The organism is Sphingobium limneticum (assembly GCF_008710165.1).
Taxonomy (GTDB): Bacteria; Pseudomonadota; Alphaproteobacteria; order Sphingomonadales; family Sphingomonadaceae; genus Sphingobium; species Sphingobium limneticum.
This window is the reverse complement of sequence record NZ_VYQA01000008.1, coordinates 72,491-94,636: the sequence shown is the minus strand read 5'-3', so window position 1 is coordinate 94,636 and position 22,146 is coordinate 72,491. Positions and strand designations below refer to the sequence as shown.

Annotated in this window: 26 protein-coding genes; 16 read left to right on the top strand and 10 right to left on the bottom strand. The window is 63.9% G+C overall.

The window, feature by feature from the left end:
* Positions 1-4: 4 nt before the first annotated feature.
* Positions 5-838, top strand: a complete 834-nt coding sequence (locus tag F4U95_RS12255) for a zinc-ribbon domain-containing protein (RefSeq protein WP_150425871.1) — start codon at positions 5-7, stop codon at positions 836-838.
* 14 nt (positions 839-852) lie between these two features.
* Here F4U95_RS12255 and F4U95_RS12250 read toward each other — a convergent pair whose 3' ends face one another.
* From F4U95_RS12250 to F4U95_RS12240, 3 genes are read right to left on the bottom strand one after another with little or no spacing between them, the layout of a single operon-like run.
* The gene (locus tag F4U95_RS12250) at positions 853-1,758 is read right to left on the bottom strand and encodes a pirin family protein (RefSeq protein WP_150425870.1); all 906 of its coding nucleotides are present in this window, start codon (positions 1,756-1,758) and stop codon (positions 853-855) included.
* Positions 1,755-2,462, bottom strand: coding sequence for a glutathione S-transferase (locus F4U95_RS12245; RefSeq protein ID WP_150425869.1), 708 nt, complete (start codon positions 2,460-2,462; stop codon positions 1,755-1,757). The genes F4U95_RS12250 and F4U95_RS12245 overlap by 4 nt, the downstream gene beginning before the upstream one ends.
* A 57-nt stretch (positions 2,463-2,519) precedes the next feature.
* Positions 2,520-2,807 (bottom strand): BolA family protein, encoded by a 288-nt coding sequence (locus tag F4U95_RS12240; RefSeq protein ID WP_150425868.1) that lies wholly within the window; start codon positions 2,805-2,807, stop codon positions 2,520-2,522.
* A gap of 45 nt (positions 2,808-2,852) precedes the next feature.
* On the opposite strand from F4U95_RS12240, the gene F4U95_RS12235 reads away from it, so the two are divergent.
* From F4U95_RS12235 to F4U95_RS12205, 7 genes are all read left to right on the top strand, one after another.
* Positions 2,853-3,473 (top strand): J domain-containing protein, encoded by a 621-nt coding sequence (locus tag F4U95_RS12235; protein WP_120251089.1) that lies wholly within the window; start codon positions 2,853-2,855, stop codon positions 3,471-3,473.
* A 295-nt stretch (positions 3,474-3,768) separates the two neighbouring features.
* Positions 3,769-5,061: an Hsp70 family protein gene (locus tag F4U95_RS12230; RefSeq protein ID WP_150425867.1), complete on the top strand. Its 1,293-nt coding sequence runs from the start codon at positions 3,769-3,771 to the stop codon at positions 5,059-5,061.
* 87 nt (positions 5,062-5,148) lie between these two features.
* Positions 5,149-6,156, top strand: coding sequence for a cobaltochelatase subunit CobS (cobS, locus tag F4U95_RS12225; RefSeq protein ID WP_120252206.1), 1,008 nt, complete (start codon positions 5,149-5,151; stop codon positions 6,154-6,156).
* A 34-nt stretch (positions 6,157-6,190) separates the two neighbouring features.
* Entirely contained in the window at positions 6,191-6,613 is a 423-nt protein-coding gene (locus F4U95_RS12220; protein WP_150425866.1) for an OsmC family protein, read from the top strand.
* Positions 6,610-7,389 carry a tyrosine-protein phosphatase gene (locus tag F4U95_RS12215; RefSeq protein ID WP_150425865.1) on the top strand — a complete coding sequence of 260 codons (780 nt, stop codon included), beginning with the start codon at positions 6,610-6,612 and terminating at the stop codon, positions 7,387-7,389. Before F4U95_RS12220 ends, F4U95_RS12215 begins: the two co-directional genes overlap by 4 nt.
* Positions 7,386-9,212, top strand: coding sequence for a cobaltochelatase subunit CobT (cobT, locus tag F4U95_RS12210; RefSeq protein ID WP_150425864.1), 1,827 nt, complete (start codon positions 7,386-7,388; stop codon positions 9,210-9,212). The genes F4U95_RS12215 and cobT overlap by 4 nt, the downstream gene beginning before the upstream one ends.
* A gap of 78 nt (positions 9,213-9,290) precedes the next feature.
* Positions 9,291-9,761 (top strand): GreA/GreB family elongation factor, encoded by a 471-nt coding sequence (locus F4U95_RS12205; RefSeq protein WP_150425863.1) that lies wholly within the window; start codon positions 9,291-9,293, stop codon positions 9,759-9,761.
* Between the two features lie 71 nt (positions 9,762-9,832).
* On the opposite strand, the gene F4U95_RS12200 is transcribed toward F4U95_RS12205, so the two are convergent.
* From F4U95_RS12200 to F4U95_RS12190, 3 genes are all read right to left on the bottom strand, one after another.
* Positions 9,833-10,324, bottom strand: a complete 492-nt coding sequence (locus tag F4U95_RS12200) for a Dps family protein (protein ID WP_150425862.1) — start codon at positions 10,322-10,324, stop codon at positions 9,833-9,835.
* A gap of 124 nt (positions 10,325-10,448) precedes the next feature.
* Positions 10,449-11,015, bottom strand: a complete 567-nt coding sequence (locus F4U95_RS12195) for a TMEM165/GDT1 family protein (protein WP_150425861.1) — start codon at positions 11,013-11,015, stop codon at positions 10,449-10,451.
* Positions 11,016-11,028: 13 nt separating this feature from the next.
* Positions 11,029-11,355: a hypothetical protein gene (locus F4U95_RS12190; RefSeq protein ID WP_150425860.1), complete on the bottom strand. Its 327-nt coding sequence runs from the start codon at positions 11,353-11,355 to the stop codon at positions 11,029-11,031.
* A 201-nt stretch (positions 11,356-11,556) separates the two neighbouring features.
* Here F4U95_RS12190 and rpmG point away from each other — a divergent pair, with 201 nt between their 5' ends.
* Positions 11,557-11,724: a 50S ribosomal protein L33 gene (gene rpmG / locus F4U95_RS12185; protein WP_120251096.1), complete on the top strand. Its 168-nt coding sequence runs from the start codon at positions 11,557-11,559 to the stop codon at positions 11,722-11,724.
* A 190-nt stretch (positions 11,725-11,914) separates the two neighbouring features.
* On the opposite strand, the gene F4U95_RS12180 is transcribed toward rpmG, so the two are convergent.
* The gene (locus tag F4U95_RS12180; RefSeq protein ID WP_150425859.1) at positions 11,915-13,795 is read right to left on the bottom strand and encodes a PhoX family protein; all 1,881 of its coding nucleotides are present in this window, start codon (positions 13,793-13,795) and stop codon (positions 11,915-11,917) included.
* A gap of 147 nt (positions 13,796-13,942) precedes the next feature.
* Positions 13,943-14,305 (bottom strand): response regulator, encoded by a 363-nt coding sequence (locus F4U95_RS12175; RefSeq protein WP_172598788.1) that lies wholly within the window; start codon positions 14,303-14,305, stop codon positions 13,943-13,945.
* Positions 14,306-14,371: 66 nt separating this feature from the next.
* On the opposite strand from F4U95_RS12175, the gene F4U95_RS12170 reads away from it, so the two are divergent.
* The 5 genes from F4U95_RS12170 to F4U95_RS12150 are packed head-to-tail and all read left to right on the top strand — an operon-like array spanning position 14,372 to position 17,611.
* Positions 14,372-14,659, top strand: coding sequence for a DUF3572 domain-containing protein (locus F4U95_RS12170; RefSeq protein ID WP_150425858.1), 288 nt, complete (start codon positions 14,372-14,374; stop codon positions 14,657-14,659).
* Positions 14,656-15,312, top strand: coding sequence for an HAD family hydrolase (locus F4U95_RS12165; protein ID WP_120251099.1), 657 nt, complete (start codon positions 14,656-14,658; stop codon positions 15,310-15,312). The genes F4U95_RS12170 and F4U95_RS12165 overlap by 4 nt, the downstream gene beginning before the upstream one ends.
* On the top strand, positions 15,309-15,773 hold the full coding sequence (locus tag F4U95_RS12160) for a RidA family protein (protein WP_150425857.1): 465 nt from the start codon (positions 15,309-15,311) through the stop codon (positions 15,771-15,773). The genes F4U95_RS12165 and F4U95_RS12160 overlap by 4 nt, the downstream gene beginning before the upstream one ends.
* Complete coding sequence (locus F4U95_RS12155) at positions 15,754-16,485, top strand: glycerophosphodiester phosphodiesterase family protein (RefSeq protein ID WP_150425856.1); 732 nt, start codon at positions 15,754-15,756, stop codon at positions 16,483-16,485. Before F4U95_RS12160 ends, F4U95_RS12155 begins: the two co-directional genes overlap by 20 nt.
* Positions 16,478-17,611 (top strand): GNAT family N-acetyltransferase, encoded by a 1,134-nt coding sequence (locus F4U95_RS12150; RefSeq protein WP_150425855.1) that lies wholly within the window; start codon positions 16,478-16,480, stop codon positions 17,609-17,611. Before F4U95_RS12155 ends, F4U95_RS12150 begins: the two co-directional genes overlap by 8 nt.
* On the opposite strand, the gene F4U95_RS12145 is transcribed toward F4U95_RS12150, so the two are convergent.
* Positions 17,612-17,908: a hypothetical protein gene (locus F4U95_RS12145; protein WP_120251102.1), complete on the bottom strand. Its 297-nt coding sequence runs from the start codon at positions 17,906-17,908 to the stop codon at positions 17,612-17,614.
* 295 nt (positions 17,909-18,203) lie between these two features.
* Between F4U95_RS12145 and F4U95_RS12140 the strand changes: the two genes are divergently transcribed.
* Positions 18,204-19,475, top strand: a complete 1,272-nt coding sequence (locus F4U95_RS12140) for a multidrug effflux MFS transporter (RefSeq protein WP_150425854.1) — start codon at positions 18,204-18,206, stop codon at positions 19,473-19,475.
* A gap of 116 nt (positions 19,476-19,591) precedes the next feature.
* Here the strand turns inward: F4U95_RS12140 and F4U95_RS12135 are convergent, their stop codons facing one another.
* Positions 19,592-21,154 carry an amino acid permease gene (locus F4U95_RS12135; protein WP_150425853.1) on the bottom strand — a complete coding sequence of 521 codons (1,563 nt, stop codon included), beginning with the start codon at positions 21,152-21,154 and terminating at the stop codon, positions 19,592-19,594.
* 169 nt (positions 21,155-21,323) lie between these two features.
* Here F4U95_RS12135 and pgeF point away from each other — a divergent pair, with 169 nt between their 5' ends.
* The gene (gene pgeF / locus F4U95_RS12130; protein WP_150425852.1) at positions 21,324-22,088 is read left to right on the top strand and encodes a peptidoglycan editing factor PgeF; all 765 of its coding nucleotides are present in this window, start codon (positions 21,324-21,326) and stop codon (positions 22,086-22,088) included.
* Positions 22,089-22,146: the final 58 nt, after the last annotated feature.

Below are 22,146 nucleotides of genomic sequence, written 5' to 3'. Positions count from 1 at the left end.
CGAAATGATCCTGGTGTGCCCTAATTGCGCGACGCGTTATGTCGTTCCCGACACGGCCGTCGGTACGAACGGACGCCAGGTCCGCTGCGCCGCCTGCAAGCATAGCTGGTTCCAGGCGCCGCCCGTCCTGCCCGAACGTGAAACGCCAGTCGCTGCCGCACCGGTCGAGGCACCGATCGCCCCGCCCGAACCTGTTGCGCCGCCTCCGCCGCCACCCGCACCGCCGCCGCCCGTCGTCGCGCCCGAACCGGTCACCGCTGATCCTTTCGTGGAGCAGGACGCCGTTGCCGCCGCACCGTCGGTCGCAGCGCCGGTTGCTGCGCCTGCCGATCATCGCTTCGACGACATCTATGCTGGCGCGCCGGTCGATCCGGTCGAGGAAAGCCGTTTCGTACCCACTCCGCCGACCAAGGCCCGGCGCAATCCGCTGAAGCTCTGGACCTATGCGGCGATCGGTTTCTGCCTGATCATCGCGGCGGCGGGTGGCGCCTTCACCTATTTCGGACCGCCCGCCTGGATGGTGTCGATGGGCCTGGTCGCCGAAGAGGGCGATCCCGACCTGCTCTTCTACCTGTCCAAGCCAGCCGAGCGCCGCAAGCTGCCGACCGGCGAGGAATATTTCGCCTTCGGCGCGCGGATCGTAAACAGCGGGACGCAGGCGCTGCCGGTGCCGCCGGTACTGGTGCAGTTGCGCGACCGGCAGAACCGGCTGGTCTTCAGCTGGACCACGAAGGCGGACAAGACGCGGCTGAAGCCCGGCGAGGAAGCGTCGATCAACGAGAGCCGGATCGACATTCCCAAAAATGCCGAAAATCTCTCGCTGACCTTCGTTCAGTAATTGGCGTTCAGTAATCAGGGATAGCTGACCGTCTTCGGGCGGCCCTGCGGGATGGGAATAAACTCCTGATCGTCGCCGGGGATCAGCGGGAAACGCATCGCTTCCCAATCCTCGCGCGCCTGCATCAGCCGGTCCTTGGTCGACGACACGAAATTCCACCAGACATGGCGCGGACTGGTAAAGGCCTCCCCGCCGCACAACACGACGCGGCCGCCATCGACGCTCATCAACGTGGCGGTTGTACCGGGGCGCAGGACATAAAGGGTTTGCGGCGCCAGCATCAGCCCATCCAGCGCCGCGTCGCCGCCCGACACATAGATGGCCCGTTCGTCGACGGACGGGTCGATAGCGATCCGGCTGCCCGGCGACAGCTGAATATCGGCATAGATGGTCTGGGCATAAGTGGTGACCGGTGAGGTTTCGCCCCAGAGCGATCCCATGATGACACGCGCGCGGACATGGCCGTCGTCGATCACCGGCATGCCGCCCTCCCCCACATGCTCGAAGGCCGGGTCCATTTCCTCATACCGGTCCGGCAAGGCAAGCCAGGTCTGGATCGCCGAGAGTTTCGATATCTTCGCGCGGTCGTCGTCCGGCGAGCGTTCGGAATGGACGATGCCCTTACCCGCCGTCATCAGATTGACCGCCCCGGCCTCGATCAGCTGCTCCGTGCCCAGAGAGTCGCGGTGAAGGAAGGCACCTTCATACATATAGGTCACGGTGGCGAGGTTGATGTGCGGATGCGGGCGCACGTCGATCCCCTGCCCCGCGCCGATCTTGGCAGGGCCGGCCTGATCGAAGAAGATGAAGGGGCCGACCATCGTGCGCTCCCTGACCGGCAGGGACCGATATACCCGGAAATCGCCCAGATCATGGCTGGTGGGCGTGATGGTCTGAAGAATGAGATCGTCTGCGGTCATGGGGCATCCAATTCGGGATAATGGCGGAAAATATCCTCTTCACTGAAGGGAAGCCGCCGGTCGCTGGCCAGATAATCCTGCAATTCTGGCAGGTTCGCAACCCTGTCATGCAATGCCATGACCGCCGGAAAGCCCGCCGCCAGCGTCGCCATACGCAAGGGGAAAGCGTAGCGCAGGCCGGCGACCAGATGGAAGAGCGAGAGGTCGGCATGGCTCCAGCGCGTGCCCGCCAGCCATTGCCGCTGGTCGGTGGTCAGGGCGCGCTCGAAATAGCCGAGATATTTAGGGATGCGCTGTTCGCGAAAACCCTGGGCCCGACGCAGGGATTCAGGTTTCTGATCCTCATAATGAAGATCGACGTCGACCGGATGATGCACGTCGTGCGCCTCGGCCACCAGATCCATGATGGTCAGTTGCAGCTGTGCCAGCCAATAGCGGCTCTTCATGCCAGAGGGGCCGCATTCATGCCGTTCGGACAGGTAAAAAAGGATGTTGGCGGTCTGCGAAATGGTGGTCCCGTCGATCGCCAGATAGGGCGGCGCGAAGGCGGGCGCGGCCGCATGACCCGCCATATCGGCCATCAGGGCATCGGCCCCCTCCTCCCGCGCGCGATCGCGATAGGCGATGCCGCAGGCTTCCAGCGTCAGGCGGACGAATTCGCCACGACCCGGAATGATGGGCCAATACCAGAAATCATAGGCCATGGACGGGCGCTCCTTGCTTGACGAAGCAGGATGAACGCCCGGCCCATGCCTAAAGTCTCATGCCTCGTGCGGTGCGCGGGCCTTGATGGCGAGGGCGTGGACCTTTTCCGCGAGCAGGTCGGAAAGGGCGGCGTTGACGAGGCGCTGGCGCGCGACGCGAGTCTGGCCGGTGAAGCGATCCGACACGATGTCGACGGTGAAATGGCTTTCACCCGATCCGTCATGGCCGGCATGGCCGCGATGCTTTTCGCTGTCGTCGATCACGGCGAGATGGACAGGCGACAGGGCGGCGCGCAGCCGCGCGTCGATTTCGGTGGCAACGGGGCCTTTGAGGTCTGTGGTCATATTTCCTATATAGGCCGCTTTGCCAGCCAGATCATCAGGACAATCTTGAGCAGCGACCCTTTCTCGACACGCCGTTTCAACCGTTTCCATGGCCGGGTGGAAGGCGACCGCCCCTGCGCCGCGCCCGGATGCCCGGAGCCGGGCGAGTTCCGCGCCCCACCTGCGGAGGGCAGCGCACGGCCGGGCGACGAAGGCCCGCGCTGGCGCTGGTTCTGCCTGGACCATGTGAAGGCCTTCAACCAGGGCTATAATTTCTTCACCGGCATGTCGCCCGAAGAGATTGCCGACGCGCAGCGCCCCTATGCCGGGTGGGAGCGGGAGACGCGGGCCTTTTCCTCCAACGCGCACAGCCCGCCGCCCAAATGGTCGGATTTTTCCGATCCGCTCGATGCGATCGGCGCCAAGTTCAAGGAGCGGGTGGCCAAGGCGCGCGAAGCCAACCAGATGCGCCAGGATGGCCGGTTCCTGTCGGCCGAGGATCGCAAGGCGATGTCGGTCATGGGCCTGTCCATCGACGCCGATCGCAAGGCGTTGCGCACGCGCTATACCGAATTGCTGCGCCGCTATCACCCCGACCATAATGGCGGGGACCGTAGCCATGAAGGCGCGTTACAGAGCGTGATCGAAGCCTATGGGCATTTGAAGAAGGCATCGGTTTTCGCTTAACTTCGCACTTTTCCCGCATATTTCGACATTATCGTGCGGGAATAGGAAATTTTGCTGCGTGGATGAAGCCGGAGCGGACGCGGAGAAGGAGCCGGTTGCCTTTCTATCATAAGGGCCGGATGTAGGACAGCGCAGCCCCCTTGCCCCCGTCCGGCAGGACTGTCATAGCGCCCGGCCTTTCGCAGGGTAGGCATTCGGTCATATCGGATATCTACATCTGTTTTTGTTTTACGCATTTCCAAGTCAGCAGGTGAGTCCAGCGCTTTGAAAATGCTCAATGCTCCGGAGATTTTTCATGCAGCAGGTGCCGCGCGCGCTGGGCCTCGATTTCGGCACGACCAACAGCGTGGCCGCGCTGGCGGCGGGCGGGGAGTCGCAGCTGGTGGAATTTGCCGGCGAACAGGCGACCGGCGCGGTGTTCCGGTCCGCTCTCTGCTTCTGGCATGACGAGGCGGTGAAGGGCGGCATGGCGCATGAGGCCGGGCCGTGGGCGATCGCGGAATATATGGAATATCCCGAGGACAGTCGCTTCCTGCAATCGTTCAAGTCGGTGGCGGCCAGCGCGATCTTCGAAAGCGCCAATGTGTTCGAGAAACGATTCCGCTTCGAGGAATTGGGGCAGATGTTCCTGGGGCGGATGATCGGCCATGCCGGCGGTATGCTGGACAAGCGCCCGGAGCGCATCGTCGTGGGCCGCCCGGTCGAATATGCAGGGTCACGGCCGGACGAGGCGCTGGCCCGCAAACGCTATGACGCGATGTTCGAGGGATTCGGGACCGAAGTCCATTATGTCTATGAGCCGCTGGGCGCGGCGTTCAGCTATGCCAGCCGGATCGACCATGCCGCCACCATCCTGGTCGCGGATTTCGGCGGCGGTACGAGCGACTTTTCGCTGGTGCGGATCGAAGCGCCGGGTGCGGCGCGGCGGGCGACGCCGCTGGGGTCGGCGGGCATCGGCCTGGCCGGCGACCGGTTCGATTATCGCATCCTCGACAATCTGGTGCTGCCGATGCTGGGCAAGGGCGGCGGCTATCAGAGTTTCGGCAAGGAATTGGAGATACCGCGCAGCTATTTCGCCGACTTTGCCGACTGGTCGCGGCTGGCGCTGATGCGCAATCGCCGCACGATGGAGGAATTGGCCCGATTGCAGAAGACGGCGAAGGAGCCGGCGGCGATCGGCCGGATGATCACGGTGATCGAAAAGGAACTGGGCTATCCACTCTATGATGCGGTCGGCGCGCTGAAACGGGCGCTGTCGGAACAGGACAATGCGACTTTCCGCTTTTCCGGCGGTGGGCTGGCGATCGAGCAGGCGGTGTCGCGCGCCGATTTCGAAGGCTGGATCGCGCCCGATATCGCGCAGATCGAGGCGACGGTGGACAAGGCGCTGGCCAAGGCGAATGTGGCGCCTGATACTATCGACCGGGTGTTCCTGACCGGTGGATCGTCGCTGATTCCGGCGATCCGTGATATTTTCCGGGCGCGTTTCGGGCAGGACAGGCTGGCGACTGGGGGCGAGCTGACCTCCATCGCCCATGGATTGGCGCTGATCGGCGAGGAAGCCAATTTGGCGGAATGGGCAGCTTGATCGCCGCGTTGCGAAGCGCCACTCTATCGACACGCGCTTTGAATTTGGGTTAGGGCGCGAGTGACTCGCAGAAAGATGACGGACCCGATGACCGATATTTCCAACGTCCAGCCTGACACCCGCGCCGAAACGCTGCTGGAAGCGCCCGACCGCGAAGTGGATGCGCGGGAGATTTTCGGCATCGATGTCGATATGAAGATCCCGGCCTTTTCGGAGGCCGACGAGCGCGTCCCCGACCTCGACCCCGCCTATGTGTTCGACCCGGACACCACTTTGGCGATCCTGGCGGGCTTTGCCTATAATCGCCGCGTCATGGTGCAGGGCTATCATGGCACCGGCAAGTCCAGCCATATCGAACAGATCGCCGCGCGCCTGAAATGGCCGTGCATCCGCATCAACCTGGACGCGCATATCAGCCGTATCGACCTGGTCGGGCGCGACGCCATCGTGTTGCAGGACGGGCAGCAGGTGACGCAGTTCAAGGAAGGCCTGCTTCCCTGGGCGTTGCAGCGCCCGGTCGCCCTGGTGTTCGACGAATATGATGCCGGCCGCCCGGACGTGATGTTCGTGATTCAGCGCGTGCTGGAGACGGACGGCAAGATGACGCTGCTCGACCAGAATCGCGTGATCCGGCCGAACCCGCATTTCCGCCTGTTCGCGACCGCCAATACGGTGGGTCTAGGCGACACGACCGGCCTGTATCATGGCACGCAGCAGATCAACCAGGGCCAGATGGACCGATGGAATCTGGTCGTGGCGCTCAATTACCTGCCCGCCGCGACCGAGGCGCAGGTGGTTCTGGCGAAGTCGGGCGAATATGATCATGAAGGCGGCCGCAAGGAAGTCGAGAATATGATCAAGGTCGCCGAACTGACCCGGCAGGGCTTCATCAACGGCGATATTTCGACCGTCATGTCGCCCCGCACCGTGATCAGCTGGGCGCAAAATGCGCTGATCTTCAAGAATGTCGGCTTCGCCTTCCGCCTGTCCTTCCTCAACAAATGCGATGAGGCGGAACGCGCATTGGTCGCCGAATATTATCAGCGCGTGTTCGGCAAGGATCTGCCGGAAAGCGTGGCGAGCCGGGCGAACTGACCGTTCGCCCTGCCCCACGGCAGGGAGACAGAAGATGATCGTCGTCGAACGGATCGACCCGACAGGCGGGACCGCGCACCGGATCAGCATCCGGGGGCATGAGATCGTCGCGGACATGTCGGCGCCGGACGGGCATGATGCCGGACCGGACCCGCACGACCTCTATGATACGGCGCTGGGCGCGTGCAAGGCCATGACCATGCTCTGGTATGCGCAGCGCAACGCCATTCCGGTGGAGGCCATCCATGTCGGCGTGGTTCGCGATGCGAGCCAGGAGCGCAAGGGCGTCTACAAGCTGACCACGCGCATCGCCCTGACCGGCGACATGAGCGACGAGCAGCATGACAAGCTGATCGCGGTCGCGGCGAAATGCCCGGTCCACAAGCTGATGAGCGAGGTCGAGACGCAGATCGAGACGATCGCCGTGCCCCGCGTCGGGGAGCCGGAACGGCCATGAGCGAGACGGTGATGGAGCGCAGCGGGCTGCCGCTGGCGAGCGCATTCAACTTACGGGATTTCGGCGGCTATCCGACGGCGGACGGGCGCATGATCCGACGTGGCATGCTGTACCGGTCGGGCACGATGGCGTTGCTGACGCCAGAGGACAGCGCGCAGCTGCGGTCGCTGGGTATCCGGGCGATCTGCGATTTCCGGCGTCCGGGCGAGCGCAAGTCGGAACCGACCAGCTGGCATGATGCGACCGTCGATTATTATTGCCGCGACTATAGCGGCGCGACCGGCGTGCTGGTGGACATGGTGCGCGAGGAGCGGACGACGGCTGCGGATATGAAGGCCGCGATGCTGGCCGTCTATCATGAGATCGCGACAGACCATGCCGAGGCCTATGCCGCGATGTTCCGGCAGATGCTGGCGGGCCATTTGCCGATCCTGATCAACTGTTCGGCGGGCAAGGACCGGACCGGCGCGGGCGCGGCGATGGTGCTGGCGGCGCTGGGCGTGTCGCGCGATGTCATCGTCGAGGATTATCTGCTGACCAACAGCCATGCCGACTGGACATGGCGGCTGGCGCAGGGCGAAAGTCATTTGAGCCGGTTGAAGCAGGCGCGGGCGGATGTGCTGGAGCCGCTGCTGGTTGCCGACGTCGCCTATCTGGAGGCTTTGTTCAACCATTTCGATACGCTGCATGGCGGTGTCGACGGCTATTTGCGTGATGTGCTTGGCGTGGGTGCCTCCGAGCAGGCGGCGCTGCGTGAGGCATTGCTGATTCCATGAGCGAACGGTCACCCATCGACGCCTTCAAGGATGTGTTGTCCGGCGTGGCGCGCGCGATCACACGCGACGCGGAGGTCGAGGTCGGCTTTACCGCCGATACCCCCCATGCCGTGGGCAAGGCGATCAAGGTGCCGACGCCCGGCCGTGCCCTGCCCGCCGATCAGGTGGCGCTGGCGCGTGGCTTTGCCGATGCGTCCGCGCTGAAGCTGCGCCATCACAACCCCAGGATCCACGCCCATTCGGCGCCGGGCGAGGCCGTGGCGCGCGCAGTGTTCGACGCGGTCGAGCAGGCGCGGGTCGAGGCGATCGGCGCCCGGTCGATGGAAGGCGTGCGCGCCAACCTGAACCACGCGCTGGACCTGCGGCTGAAATCCGATGCTATCCGCCGGGCACGGTCCGCCGATGAGGTGCCGTTGTCCACGGCGCTGGCGCTCAAGGTGCGCGAGCGGCTGACCGGGCAAGCCATTCCCAAGGATGTGGCAGCGGGCGTCGCCATGGTCGACCAGTGGATCGAGGACAAGGCGGGGCGTGACCTGGACGCCCTGACCATGGCGATCGACGACCAGCGCGCGTTCCAGAAGTTGACGACCGCGATGTTGGAGCATCTGCAACTGATCGACGCCGATGTGCCGCCCGATACCGAAGAACCCGAATCGCAGGATGAGGGTGAGGATCAGGAAGATCAACAGGAAGAGGGCGAGAGCGGCCAGGAGGAATCCGGCGACAGCGACATGAACGCCGAGGCGCGCGCCGAGGATCAGGGCGGCGACACCGAAGAGGGCGAAACCGACTATAGCGAGGATTTCGACGCCGACAGCGACGAAGGCGCGGACGATATGGGCGAGGAAGGCATGATGCCGGTCCGCCCGAACCGGCCGATGTCCGACCTGCCGCCCGGCTTCGATTACAAGCCCTATACGGTGAAGTTCGACGAAGTCGTCAGCCCGGAAGAGCTGTGCGACGAGGATGAGCTGGCGCGGCTGCGCGGCTTCCTCGACCAGCAGCTGGTCAGCTTGCAGGGGGCGGTCACGAAGCTGGCCAACCGGTTGCAGCGGCGTTTGATGGCGCAGCAGTCGCGCTCGTGGGACTTCGACCAGGAAGAAGGCATGCTGGACGCGGCGCGGCTGGCGCGGATCGTGATCGATCCCACCCATTCGCTGTCCTACAAGATCGAACGCGACACCGAGTTTCGCGATACGGTCGTCACGCTGCTGATCGACAATTCAGGCTCCATGCGCGGACGGCCGATCAGCATCGCGGCGATCAGCGCCGACATCATGGCGCGCACGCTGGAGCGGTGCGGGGTCAAGACCGAGATTTTGGGCTTTACCACGCGCGCCTGGAAGGGCGGGCAGAGCCGCGAGGAATGGCTGGCCGCCGGGCGTCCGCCGATGCCGGGGCGGCTGAACGACCTGCGCCATATCGTCTACAAGAAGGCGGACGATCCATGGCGGCGCGCGCGCAAGAATCTGGGCCTGATGATGCGCGAAGGGCTGTTGAAGGAAAATATCGACGGCGAGGCGCTGTTGTGGGCGCATAGCCGGCTGATCGCGCGGCCCGAAGAGCGGCGCATCTTAATGGTAATCTCCGACGGTGCGCCGGTGGACGATTCGACCTTGTCGGTGAATAGTGGCACCTATCTGGAGCGGCATTTGCGGCAGGTGATCGACTGGATCGAGAACAAATCGCCGGTGCAGCTGGTGGCGATCGGCATCGGGCATGACGTGACGCGCTATTATCGCCGCGCGGTGACGATCATGGACGCCGAGCAACTGGGCGGCACGATGGTCGAGCAGCTGGCGGGCTTGTTCGACGAGGATTGATCCCGACATAGGGACGGGTTGGGCCATGCTGCGGACGCCGTTCGCGGCAGAACCGACGATTTGCAGGAGAGTGATGACGTGAGTGTCGCCTTTCGTCGCGAGAGCGATGATGAGCATATGGAGCCCAAGTTCGAGCTGCCGATTCCGCCCGGCCCCAATTGGGTGACGGCGCGCGGGTTGCGGCTGACGCGGGAGAAGGTCGAGGCGCTGGAGGCCGTCGATACCGCCGACATGGAGGAAGAAGCCGGCAAGAAGCATAAGCGGGTGCTGCGCTATTGGCGCACCCGGCTGGCGACGGCGGAATTGCGACCGGTGGCGGAGCCGCAAGCGGTCGCCTTTGGCACGCGCGTTACTTATCGACTGAACCGGCAGGAGAAGACGGTCGTGCTGGTCGGCGACGACGAGGCCGATCCGCATGCGGGGCGGATCAGCTTTTCGTCCCCGCTAGCCCGGGCGATGATGGATGCCGAGGTCGGCGAGAAGGTCGATTTTGCCGGGAAGGTCGAGGCGATCGAAATCGTGGCGATCGCGGTGGTGGACGAGGACTGAGCGCGCCCTAACCGACATGAAAAAGCCCGCCGGTTTGCGCCGGTGGGCTTTTTATTTGGTCAAAAGGCGAATCAGGCGCCGCGGGCTGCTTCAAACAGGAACCAGGCGCGCTGTTCGGCCTGATCGGTCCAATCGTCGACAATGCCTTCGGTGGCGTTATCGCCCGCTTCGGTCGCGGCGGCCTTCACCGCGCGGAAAGTTTCGACCATCGCGAGATTGTCGTCGCGCAATTCCTTCAGCATGTCGGCGGGCGCGACGAATTCGGCGTCATTATCCTTGACGGTCTGATGACGGGCGATGTCGCCGATGGAGCGCAGGGTGACATTGCCGGTCTTGCGCACGCGCTCCGCGATCAGGTCGGTCACACCCAGGATTTCGGTCGCCTGTTCATCGAACATCAGATGATAGTCGCGGAAATGGGGACCGGAGACGTGCCAGTGGAAATTCTTGGTCTTGAGATACAGCGCATAGGCATCCGCCAGCGCGCCGTTCAGCGCATCGGCCACGGACTTGGTGGCATTGCTCTTCAGGTCGGTCGGGGTCTTCAGATCGGGCGCGGTCATGCAATGTCCTCCTGTTCGTGGAAATGATTTCGGACATATAATGATCGCGGGGCAAGTTGGTGCCATTTTTTGCGGTGCAAAATCCCGATCAGCCTGATCCAAGCGTTCGATCAGGGACTGGCGATCAGAGCAGGCCGACTGCCGACAGACCCATAAGCGCGCCGGTGATCAGCATCACCACGCCGCCGCCCCAGCGAACAGCCCGCAGCGGCAGGGCAGCCAGCAGGTGGTCGCGGCCCAGCACGACGGGCACCAATGCCGCGATGACGCCGATCGCGCCGCCGATGCCGGCCAGCCACGGGTCGGCGGTACGGGTCGCTATGCCAAGTATCAGAAATTGCGGACCTTCGCCAAAGCTCAGGATGAAGAGGCCGATGGCGGTGGTGAAGAACGCGCCAAGCCGCCAACCACTCAGCACATCGGGCTGGCGAGCCGGCCAGAACAGGCCTGCGCCCAGAAAGAGAATGGAAAGCGCCATGAACAGCAGGCGGGCGTCCGGCCCCAGCATCGGACCGATCCACGCACCGGCGAGCGCGGAAAGGGCGGCATTGGCGATGGCTGCCAGGACGATGCCGACGATGATCGCACCGTTGCGATTATAGCGCGTGGCGAGCGCGAGGACGAGCAACTGGCTCTTACCGCCCATTTCGCCGAGCAGGCATCCCAGCAGGGCAATGAGCAATGCGTCCATCAGATCGTGCGAATCAGGCGTGCAGCGGCAATGTGGCGACCGTAGCGGTGCGCGGGATCATCGGCACGATCATGGCCTGCGGCATGTCGTGGCTGATCGCTTCACGCATCAGGTCCAGATAGGACAGAACGATCGGGCCAAGGCCATGGAGCGACAGCGCCGATTCGAGCGTGCCGGCCAGCCCCTCGATCGTGTCGAGGCGAAAGGCGCGGGCGATATGGCGGATCTGCGCCAGTTCATCCTGCATACGCGGCGCGGAAACATGGCCGCGCTGGCTCGCAAGACCATCGACCCGACGCATCAGGTCGTTCAAAATGGCCAGTTTCGGATCATGTCGCATGGGAAAGTCCCCCGTCTATCGCCCCATGAAAGATCATGCGCCCGATTGGTTAAAGCCATGTAAAGCGTGGATCGGGCGGTGCCATTTACCGCCTCAGCCTTGACATGGAGCCGAATCTGCCCCAAGGGCCACCGCTGAAACGGGGCGGTCCGCTGTGGGCCGCTTTTCTTTTTACGCATTTCAAGACCAGGGAATAGGGCCATGGCCAAGCCGGCAACCGTCAAGATCCGTCTCGTCAGCACGGCTGACACTGGTTTCTTCTACGTCACCAAGAAGAATCCGCGCACCAAGACCGAGAAGTTCACTTTCAACAAGTATGATCCGGTCGTGCGCAAGCATGTCGAATTCAAGGAAGCCAAGATCAAGTAAGCCGCTTGCGGGCTTCGTGCCCGCGCGCTTGATCCGTCGCTTCTGACGAACAGGAAAAGGCCCGTCCCTTTGGGGAGCGGGCCTTTTCCTGTTGCTGTGAGCGTGGTTCAGGAGCGCACAAAAAAGGGAGAGCCTGTAACAGGCCCTCCCCCTATTCCCCTCCCGCAGGCGGGAGGGGATTTGATGGTGCTTAGTTGCCGACCGGCTGGCCGTCCGTGCGACGCACCACGATGGTCGAGGAGCGCGGCTGCTGGCCCGACACCGGCCAGTTGCCGGTCGGATGCTGGATGTTGATGAAGAAGCTCTTGAGGTCCGGCGTATAGGCGATGCCGGTGATCTCGCAGCCGGCCGGGCCGACCAGGAAGCGCTTCGACTGTTTGGTGGCCTGATCGATATAGTACATCGAATTGTTGCCGAACGCCTGGGTCATGTTGGATGCGGCGCCGTTCAGCGTACCGGCGTTGCCGGTCAGATTATGGTCGGTCTGCACCCAGAGGCGGCCCTGCGGGTCGATGCGGATGCCATCGGGGCTGGAGAAATAATCCCCGCTGATATTGCCCTTGAGATTGGCTTCGGTCAGCGACGGGTTGCCCGCCTGAAGGAAGATTTCCCAAGTGAAGCGGGTCGCCAGCGGCGAATCGCCCGTTTCGCGGAATTTGAGGATATGACCGTGCAGATTGGTGACGCGCGGGTTGGCGGCATCGGTCACGCGGCGGCTGCCATTGTTGGTCAGCGTCACGAAGATCGACTGCTTGTTGGGCGCGACCGTGATCCATTCCGGACGGTCCATGACCGTACCGCCCGCGACGCGCGCGGCCGACTGGGCATTGATCAGCACGTCGGACTGGGTGTTGAAATTGACCGGCGTCGGGGTGGGCGGGGTCGTCGACTGGCTGACATTGCCCGGATCGGCAGCACCTGCGACCAGGCCGTTCTGACCCTGAACCATCGCACGCCATTCGCCCGTGCCGTCGGCATTGAAGCGCGCGACATAGAGCGTGCCATAATCGAGCAGGTCGGTGTTGGCCGCGCGGTTGTTGAGGTTGAAGGCGCGGTCGGGGATGAATTTATAGATGCAGCCCGGCGTGGAGTCGTCACCCATGTAGAAGGCGACGCGGTTGTTGGCGTCGGTCATATAGGCGACGTTTTCGTGGCTGAAACGGCCCATGGCGGTGCGCTTGGTTGCGGGTGCCAGTTCCTGATAGGGGTCGATTTCAACGACCCAGCCATAGCTGTTGTTGGGCTGCGTCGGATCGAGATAATTGTTCGTCGTCTCTTCGCAGGTCAGATAGGTGCCCCAGGGGGTCCGTCCGCTGGAACAATTGTTCAGCATGCCGCGAATGGTCGACGGCAGCGCGCCTGCGGCGGGGCCGCCCACACGATAATTGGTGTTGCCGCTATACCGCTTGTTGAAGCGCGAGCCGGCCTTCACCGCAAATTTGCCATCCGTGCCCTTGGCCACTTCGACCACGGCGATGCCGACGGCCGACAGGGCGATCTGCTTCTGTTCGGCGGTCGCGGTGGCCGCGTTGTAGGTGCCGTTGGAGAAGAGGATATTATAGTCGGGCAGTTCGAAGTTGATGGCGAGCAGGCCGCCGCTATTGGCATCCGTGCCCGACAGTTCGAAATATTCCATGCCGTCATGGTTGCCGCCGGCCCAGGCCGCCGTCTGGCTGACGCTGGTGGGGAAGGTGCCGTTGACGAAAGCGGTGCCCGGTTCGACCAGATCGCCGGCCTTCAGCACGACATCGACGGTGTAGCCCGCCGGCACGGTGACCGTGTCGTTGCTGTTGATCGCGACGGAGGCGAAGTTGACGCCGTAGCTGGGCGTGGGCGCTGGGGTCGGCGTGGGCGTCGGGGTCGGCGTGGGGCTGCTGCTATCGTCATCATCGTCGCAGGCGGCCAGCGTGCCCAGCATCGGCAGGATCGACAGGCCCAGAAGGCCGTTCTTCAGCACGCTGCGGCGGCCGGGATTGGCGGCGACGATCGCTTCCAGGCTGTTTTCGCCAAAACTGATTTCGGGCTGCGCGTCGCGATAGGGCGCGCGCGCCTCGTCGGTCAGATGAGACATTGTGGTTCTACCCCTGTGATCAGGCTGTCGGCAGGGCGCCGCGCCTTGGCGGAGGCAGTTGACAGAGGGACATGACGCCATCCCTTCCGAATGAAGGCGACATGATGAAACGGGCGTGACAGGACGGTGACAATGCGACCGTCGCCGTTACAGAAGCGCGTTCACCTGCTCCACGAAGCGCAGCACGGAAATGGGTTTGGACACATAGGCCTGTGCGCCGGCGGCCCGGATGCGTTCCTCATCTCCATGCCCCGCATAGGCGGTGACGGCCATGATCGGCACGGCGGACAGCAGATCATCCGCCTTCAGCGAGACGATAAGATCAAGGCCGCTGACATGGGGCAGATGGATGTCGGTGATGACAAGATCAGGCAGGAAGCCCTGCGCTTGCGCCAGCACGTCGCGCCCGTCGCGCAGCGGCAACACTTCATGCCCGTGCGCGCGCAGCAGGTCGCAAAAAAGTTTGAGATTGAGTTCGTTGTCCTCGACAACGAGCACGCGCTTTGCCACCAGTCACCCGCGGTCCGAAAATGATTTTGGAACGCCTAACCAGCCGCTCCGCCCCGAAAGCTGATCATGCGACCCGACACAGAGAATGGCAAGCAGGATAGCAATCCCGACCCTGCGACCTTGGCGCTGATGGCGCTGGGATGGACGCTGAGCGACGGAGGGCGTGCGGACCGGCTGCTGTCGCTGACGGGGCTGGACGTCGATGCGTTGCGCGCCGGGATCGGCGACCCCACCATATTGAGCGCGGTGCTGGCGTTCCTGGCGGACCATGAGCCGGACCTGATCGCCTGCGCCGAAGCGATCGACACGACGCCCGCCGCCCTGATCGCGGCGCAGGAGAGATTGAGCCGATGACCCGCCCCCTCATCATTACCGATTGCGACGAGGTGCTGCTGCATATGGTGGTGCCGTTCCGCCAGTGGCTGGACGAGACGCATGATGTGCATTTCGACATGCAAGAACGCGGCTTTGCGGAAGCGCTGCGCCACAAGGATAGCGGCGTGGTGGTGGAGCGAGAGCTGGTGTGGGCGTTGCTGCTGGGCTTTTTCGAGACGGAAATGCACCGGCAGACGCCGATCGCCGGCGCGATCGAGGCGTTGCATCGACTGTCCGCCATTGCCGACATCGTGGTGCTGACCAATATTACCGAGCGGCACCAGCAGCCGCGCGCCGATCAACTGGCGACCCACGGCCTGCACCTGCCGGTCCATTGGAACCAGGGCGGCAAGGGCCGGGCGCTGGCTAAGATCGTCGCGGATCGGCAGCCCAGCGTCGCCCTGTTCGTCGACGATCTGGCCGAACATCATCATTCGGTGGCGATCCATGCGCCGGGCGTATGGCGGCTGCATCTGGTGGGCGAGCCGGAAATGGCAGAATATGTCGAGGATGCGGCCTATGCGCATGCCCGGATCGACAATTGGGCGGCCGCCGAAAACTGGATCACCGACAAGCTGGCGCAAGGGCCGGCCCCGATCGACATGCATAACAATCAAGGAGTCCTTTCATGAGCATCGAAGCCCGCCTGACAGAACTGGGCATCACCCTGCCGCAGGCCGCCGCGCCCGTCGCCGCCTATGTCGCGGCAGTCGAGGCCAATGGCCTGCTGCATATCAGCGGCCAGATCGCGCTGGCGCCCGACGGCCTGATGACCGGCCGCCTGGGTGAAGACCGCGACCTGGACTATGGCGTCGCCGCCGCGCGGGTGTGCGGCCTCAACCTGATCGCCCAGATCAAGGCGGCGCTGGGGTCGCTGGACCGGGTCGAGCGGATCGTGAAACTGGGCGCCTTCATCAGCAGCGCGCCGTCCTTCACCGACCAGCCCAAGGTCGCCAATGGCGCGTCCGAACTGATGATCGAGGTGTTCGGCGAAGCGGGCAAGCATGCGCGCAGCGCGGTCGGTGTGCCGGTGCTGCCGCTGGGCGCTGTGGTGGAAATCGACGCGGTGGTGCTTGTCAAAGCGGACGCCTGATTGGCTGACCGCCCGGCCCTTCGCCCATCGCGGACTGCATGGCCAGACGGACGGGCAAAGGCTGAGTGAAAATGGGATGGCGGCGTTCGACGCCGCCATCGCCAAAGGATATGGCATCGAATGCGATGTCCGGGCGAGCCGGGATGGCGTCGCCTTCGTCTTTCATGACACCGCGTTGACGCGGATGACCGGTCGCGACGCGGCGGTCGCGGCGCTGGACGCCGCCATATTGGACCAGATCACCCTCCCCGATGGCGGTACGATCCCGCGCCTGTCGGCACTGCTGGCGCGATGCGGGGGACGCACCCCATTGCTGGTCGAGATCAAGGCGGATGGGCGGCGGGTCGAGGCCGTCTGCGCGGCCGTGGCGCGCGATCTGGCGGCCTGGCCCGGTGCGCCGGTGGCTGTCATGTCCTTCAATCCATGGGCGGTGCGCTGGTTTTTGCGACAGCGAGTTGGACAGGTGCATGGGCTTGTCCTGACGCAACAGGGCAAGGGGCGTTTGCGCGGGGCAATCGAACGCGCTCTTGCACTTTGGCTGTCGAAGCCCGACTTTCTGGCCTGTGATATTCGCGACCTGCCATCCCGCCTGTCCCGCCATGCCCAAACCAAGGGGACGCCCGTGCTGACATGGACCGTGCGCAGCGCGGCGGAGCAGGCGATCGCGGCCGCCCATGCCGACCAGATCATCTTCGAGCGGCCCCGTGACTGACGTGGTGGCGCGCATCGCGTCGGGGGTGGCGGATTTCGACCGGTCGCAGTGGGACGCCTGCGCCGGACAGAATAACCCATTCATAAGTTGGGATTTTTTGGTCGCGCTGGAGCGATCCGGCAGCGTCGGCGAAGGCAGCGGCTGGCAGCCCTTGCCGATCGTGATCGACGGGCCGGACGGGCAGATCGCCGCCGCCTCGCCGGCCTATGGCAAGAGCCATAGCCAAGGCGAATATGTGTTCGATCATGGCTGGGCCGAGGCGTGGGAACGGGCCGGCGGGCAATATTATCCCAAGATCCAGATCGCCGCGCCTTTCTCCCCCGTGCCCGGCCCCCGGCTGCTGTTGCGCGACAGGACACAAGCGCCCGCATTGATCGCCGGGATCCAAATGCTGGTGGAGCGCAACGAATTGTCGTCGGCCCATGCGACCTTCATCGCGCCGGAGGAGGTGCCGCTGTTCGAGGCGGCGGGCTGGCTGATCCGGGAGGACAGCCAATATCATTGGACCAACCGGGGCTATGGCAGCTTCGCCGATTTCCTGACCGACCTGTCGAGCGAGAAGCGCAAGAATATCCGCAAGGAACGCGCTCGCGCGGTCGAGGGGCTGGAGATCGTCCATCTGACCGGCGGCGACCTGACCGAGGCGCATTGGGATATTTTCTGGGATTTCTATCAGGATACCGGGGCGCGCAAATGGGGACAGCCCTATCTGACCCGCGCTTTCTTCTCCATTTTGGGGGAGACGATGGCGGACAAGATTTTGCTGATCCTGGCGCTGCGGGATGGGCAACCGATCGCAGGCGCGCTCAACCTGATCGGCGGTGACACGCTCTATGGCCGCTATTGGGGTTGTTCGCAGGATGTGCCCAACCTGCATTTCGAACTTTGCTATTATCAGGCGATCGACGCGGCGATCGCGCGCGGCCTCAGCAAGGTCGAGGCAGGCGCGCAGGGCGGTCACAAGCTGGCGCGCGGCTATGCGCCAGAGCCGACCTTTTCGGCGCATTTCCTGCCCAATGCGGGTTTTCGCCGGGCGGTCGCCGATTTTCTGGTGGCCGAACGGGAAGGCGTACAGCGCGACCGGCTGTGGCTGGCCGAACGGACGCCGTTCAGGAAAGGCAGCTGATCAGGCGGCGCGCAACTGGCCGGCCGCGATGAGGGCGCGGGCCTGGCGCTGGGCTTCGGCGATCTGGCGCGCGGTCATTTCCTCGGCGATTTCGGCGCGCATCGATTGGCCCTGCTCGCTGCCACGCAGCGCGGCGAGGTTGAACCATTTATGCGCTTCGATCAGGTCGATCGGCAGGTCGCCGGTGCCGCAGCTATAAGCCACCCCCAGATCGAAACACTCGTCCGCCGAACCATAGGTCGCCCGCGACTGGCGGGCCTGCATAAGAAATTCTGCGCTCTTGATACTGTTAGCCATGATGTTTCCCCCGTCTTTCAAACTAGCTCAATGGATTGCGACCCCTTTTCCACGAGGAGCAGGTTTGACCGGGAAGCGATAAAAAATGGTTAACGGAATTTTTGCCATAATGGTCTGATCGTTAGACTTTCCGCGAATATCGACCGACATCGATGTGAACCTATGGCTTTTCGTTCCCCGGCGCAGGCGGGGGAACGCTTCGCATAAGGCCGAACCCTCACGATCCCACGCACTTCTGATGGCAGGTGGCGTATTGGGACTGGAATCGGCGGCCGGTTGCCCGCATAGCCCCCGCATGAGTCCCACCCCCCCTGTTTCGCCAGCGTCAGCCGCCAAGGACATTCATTTCCGCGAATTCGTGCTGCTATGCGCATGTCTGATGGCGATGAACGCGATGTCGATCGACCCGATGTTGCCGGCCCTGCCCGACATCGGCCGCGACTTGGCGATCCCGCATCCCAATGATCGACAGCTGATCATCAGCGTCTATTTTCTGGGACTGGGTTTCGGGTCGCTGCTGTTCGGCGTGCTGTCCGACCGGTTCGGCCGCAAGCTGGTGCTGGGCAGCGCGATGGCGCTGTTCATCGTCTCGTCCATCGCCTGCGCCAGTGCGCAAAGCTTTTTCATGATGCTGGTGGGGCGGGGTTGCGCCGGTTTCTTTGCCGGGGCGAGCCGGGTCATCACCGTGGGCATCGTGCGCGACCGGTTCCATGGCGACGCGATGGCGCGGGTCATGTCGCTGATCTTCGCGGTCTTCATGCTGATTCCGGTGATGGCGCCCAGTTTCGGATCGGCGGTCCTGCTGGTCGCCCCGTGGCGCTGGATCTTCTGGGCGCTGGTCATATTGGCCAGCCTGATCCTGATCTGGATGGTCGTGCGCCTGCCCGAAACGCTGAAGCCGGAAAACCGCATGCGGATCACGCCGGGCGCGCTGTTGCAGACGATAGGCATGGTCATGCGGACACGCAGTTCGATCGGCTATATGCTGGCCAGCGGCGTGGTGATGGGCGGGCTGATCGGCTTCATCCTGTCGATCCAGCAGATTTTCTACGATGTGTTCGACGCGCAGGCGATCTTTCCGCTGGGCTTTGCCGCGATCGCGGGTTGCATGGGGGTCGGCAGCCTGATCAACAGCCGGCTGGTGTCGCGCTTTGGCGCGCGGCGCATGAGCCAGAGCGCGCTGATCGCCTTCATCCTGATCGCGGCCGTGCATCTGGCGGTGATTCTGGCCGGCGCGGAGACGCTGGCGACCTTCATGGTGCTACAGGCGATGACGATGATGACCGTGGCCTTCACCGCGTCCAATTTCAGCGCCATTTCGATGGAGCCTTTCCACAAGGGCGCGGGGGTCGCCTCTTCCTTCCAGGCGTTTCTGACGACCGCCTTGTCGAGCGCGCTGGGCAGCGTCGTGGGTCGCGCCTTCGACGGCACCACCCTGCCCTTCACCATCGGCCTGCTGACCTTTGGCATCGGATCTTTCCTGATCGTGATCTGGGCGGAGCGGGGCAAGCTGTTCACCCGGCCGCATCATGGCGCGATGCGGGAGGCCGAGGTGGACTTCCACTGATCGGGAGCGCTGGAGAGAGGCTTCGACAGGCTCAGCCCGAACGGGTGAGAAGGTGATCCCACGCCTATTCAAGCAAAGAAAAAGGGGCGGTTTCCCGCCCCTTTTCTGTGTCCGGATCAGGCGTCCTTGCCGCCCGGTGTCGGCGCGCCCGGCAGCGGCGGCACCGGCTGCGGCGGGATGTCGCTGTCGCCTTCGGCAACGTCCACCACACCGCGACCGACATGGCTGCGACTGCGGCTGTAGCCGAAATAGACCAGCAGACCCAAGGTCGCCCAGCCGACAAACATCAGCTTGGTTTCGATGCCCAGACTGTAGAAAAGATAGACGCAGCCAGCGATGGCGAAGGGTGCAGTGATGTAGATGGCGGGGGTGCGGAAGGGGCGGGCGCGGTTCGCATCCGTCTTGCGCAGGCGCATCACCGCGATCGACACGGCGGCAAAGGCGAAGAGCGTGCCGGAGTTGGAGATGTCCGCCAGGATGCCGACCGGGAAGAAGGCGGCGAACAACGCGACGAAGATGCCAGTCAGGATGGTGATGACATGCGGCGTCTTATAGGTCGGGTGGACCTTTGAGAAGACGGCCGGCAGCAGACCGTCGCGGCTCATGACGAAGAAGATGCGGGTCTGGCCGAACATCATCATCAAGATGACCGAAGGCAGCGCAAGGCCGGCGGCGAGGCCGAGCAGGTTGCCGATCTGGGGCCAGCCGATTTCACGCAGGGTCCAGGCCAGCGCTTCCTTCGAGCAGGTGACGGCTTCGGTGCCGGCAGCGGCAAGCGCGGCGCATTGCTGCGACAGGGCGGCGGAGCCGGGGGCCAGCACTTCGCCGGCCGGGCCAGCGACCGGCTGCGCACCGACGGTGCCGATGACGCCGGCGGCGACGAGCATGTAGAAGATGGTGCAGATGCCGAGCGAACCGATCAGGCCGATCGGCATGTTACGCTGCGGATTTTTGGTTTCTTCAGCGGCGGTGGAGACGGCGTCGAAGCCGACATAGGCGAAGAAGATGGAGGCGGCAGCGGCCGAGATGCCCGAAAAGCCGAGCGGCGCGAAGGGGGTGAACTTGTCCATGTTGATGACCGGCAGGGCCAGCACGATGAACAGGGTCAGCGCGGCGACCTTGATCGCGACCAGCACGGCGTTGACGGTCGCGCTTTCCTTCGTACCGATGACCAGCAACCAGGTGACGAGCGACGCGATCAGCATCGCGGGCAGGTTCACCATGCCACCATCGAACGGCCCGCGCGTCAGCAGATCGGGAATGTCGAGGTGGAATGTATGTTCGATCAGGCCGACCACATAGCCGGACCAGCCGACCGACACGGCGCCGGCGGCAACCGCATATTCGAGGATCAGCGCCCAGCCGACCATCCAGGCGATCAGTTCGCCCATGACGGCATAGCTATAGGTATAGGCGGAACCGGAAACGGGCACCATCGCCGCCATTTCGGCGTAACAGAGCGCCGCTACGGCGCAGACGAAACCGGCGATGACGAAGGAGAGCATCATGCCGGGGCCGGCCTTCTGCGCGGCCTCCGCCGTCAGCACGAAGATGCCGGTGCCGATGACGGCGCCGATGCCCAGCATCGTCAGCTGGAATGCGCCCAGCGACCGATGCAGCGATTTCTTCTCGGCCGTCGCCAAAATGGCGTCGAGAGGCTTTACGCGCCCGAAAATCATGAATGATGCCCTTTTGTCTTCATTGTTTTGCCGGGCGGCTTTGCACCCGCTCCATTGGCTATGACGCGAGACTATCGCCTAATCCGCCACGCGCAAGTATGTTGCGTTCGCGCGACATTCCCGTGCAGTAGTGGAACGGACTGACATGGGACTGACAGGAGCCTAGCCGATGATCGAATTGCTGCGCGCCAAGGGACTGGAAAGCGTGCCCCATGGCTTTGCCGGGCGGCGCGGCGGCGTGTCCACGGGCATCCATGCGGGGCTGAATGTCGGGTTGGGGTCGGCGGACGAGCGGGAAGCGGTATTGCGCAACCGCGATCTGGCGCGCGACGCGTTGCTGCCCGGTGCGACTTTGGTGACGGTGCATCAGGTCCATTCGCCCGATGTGGCGACAGTGACGGGCGGGATCGCGGAGGGCGATCGGCCGTCCACCGACGCGATGGTGACCGACCGGCCGGGTCTGGTGCTGGGCATATTGACCGCCGATTGCGTGCCGGTGTTGTTTGCAGATGCACAGGCCGGCGTCGTCGGCGCGGCGCATGCCGGATGGAAGGGCGCGATCGGCGGCGTGACCGACCGGACGATCGCGGCGATGGTCGCGCTGGGCGCCGATCCTGCCCGAATCGCCTGCGCCATCGGGCCGTGCATCGGGCGGCTATCCTATGAGGTGGGGGACGATTTCGCCGCACATTTTGCCGAGGCGGACGAGGCTAACGAACGATTCTTCACGCCGGGTGGACGACCGGGTCATTGCCAGTTCGATATCGCGGCCTATGTCGCGGCGCGGCTGGCCAATGCCGGGATCGGGCGGATCGCGATGCTGGACGAGGATACCTATAGCCAGCCAGACCGATTCTACAGCTATCGCCGGTCCTGCCACGCACAAGAAAGCGATTATGGGCGGCAGATTTCGATGATCGCACTGCCGGGATAATCAAGCATCCGTTCGTTTCGAGCGTAGTGGAGAAACGATCGCGCAGCGCTGGACGCTT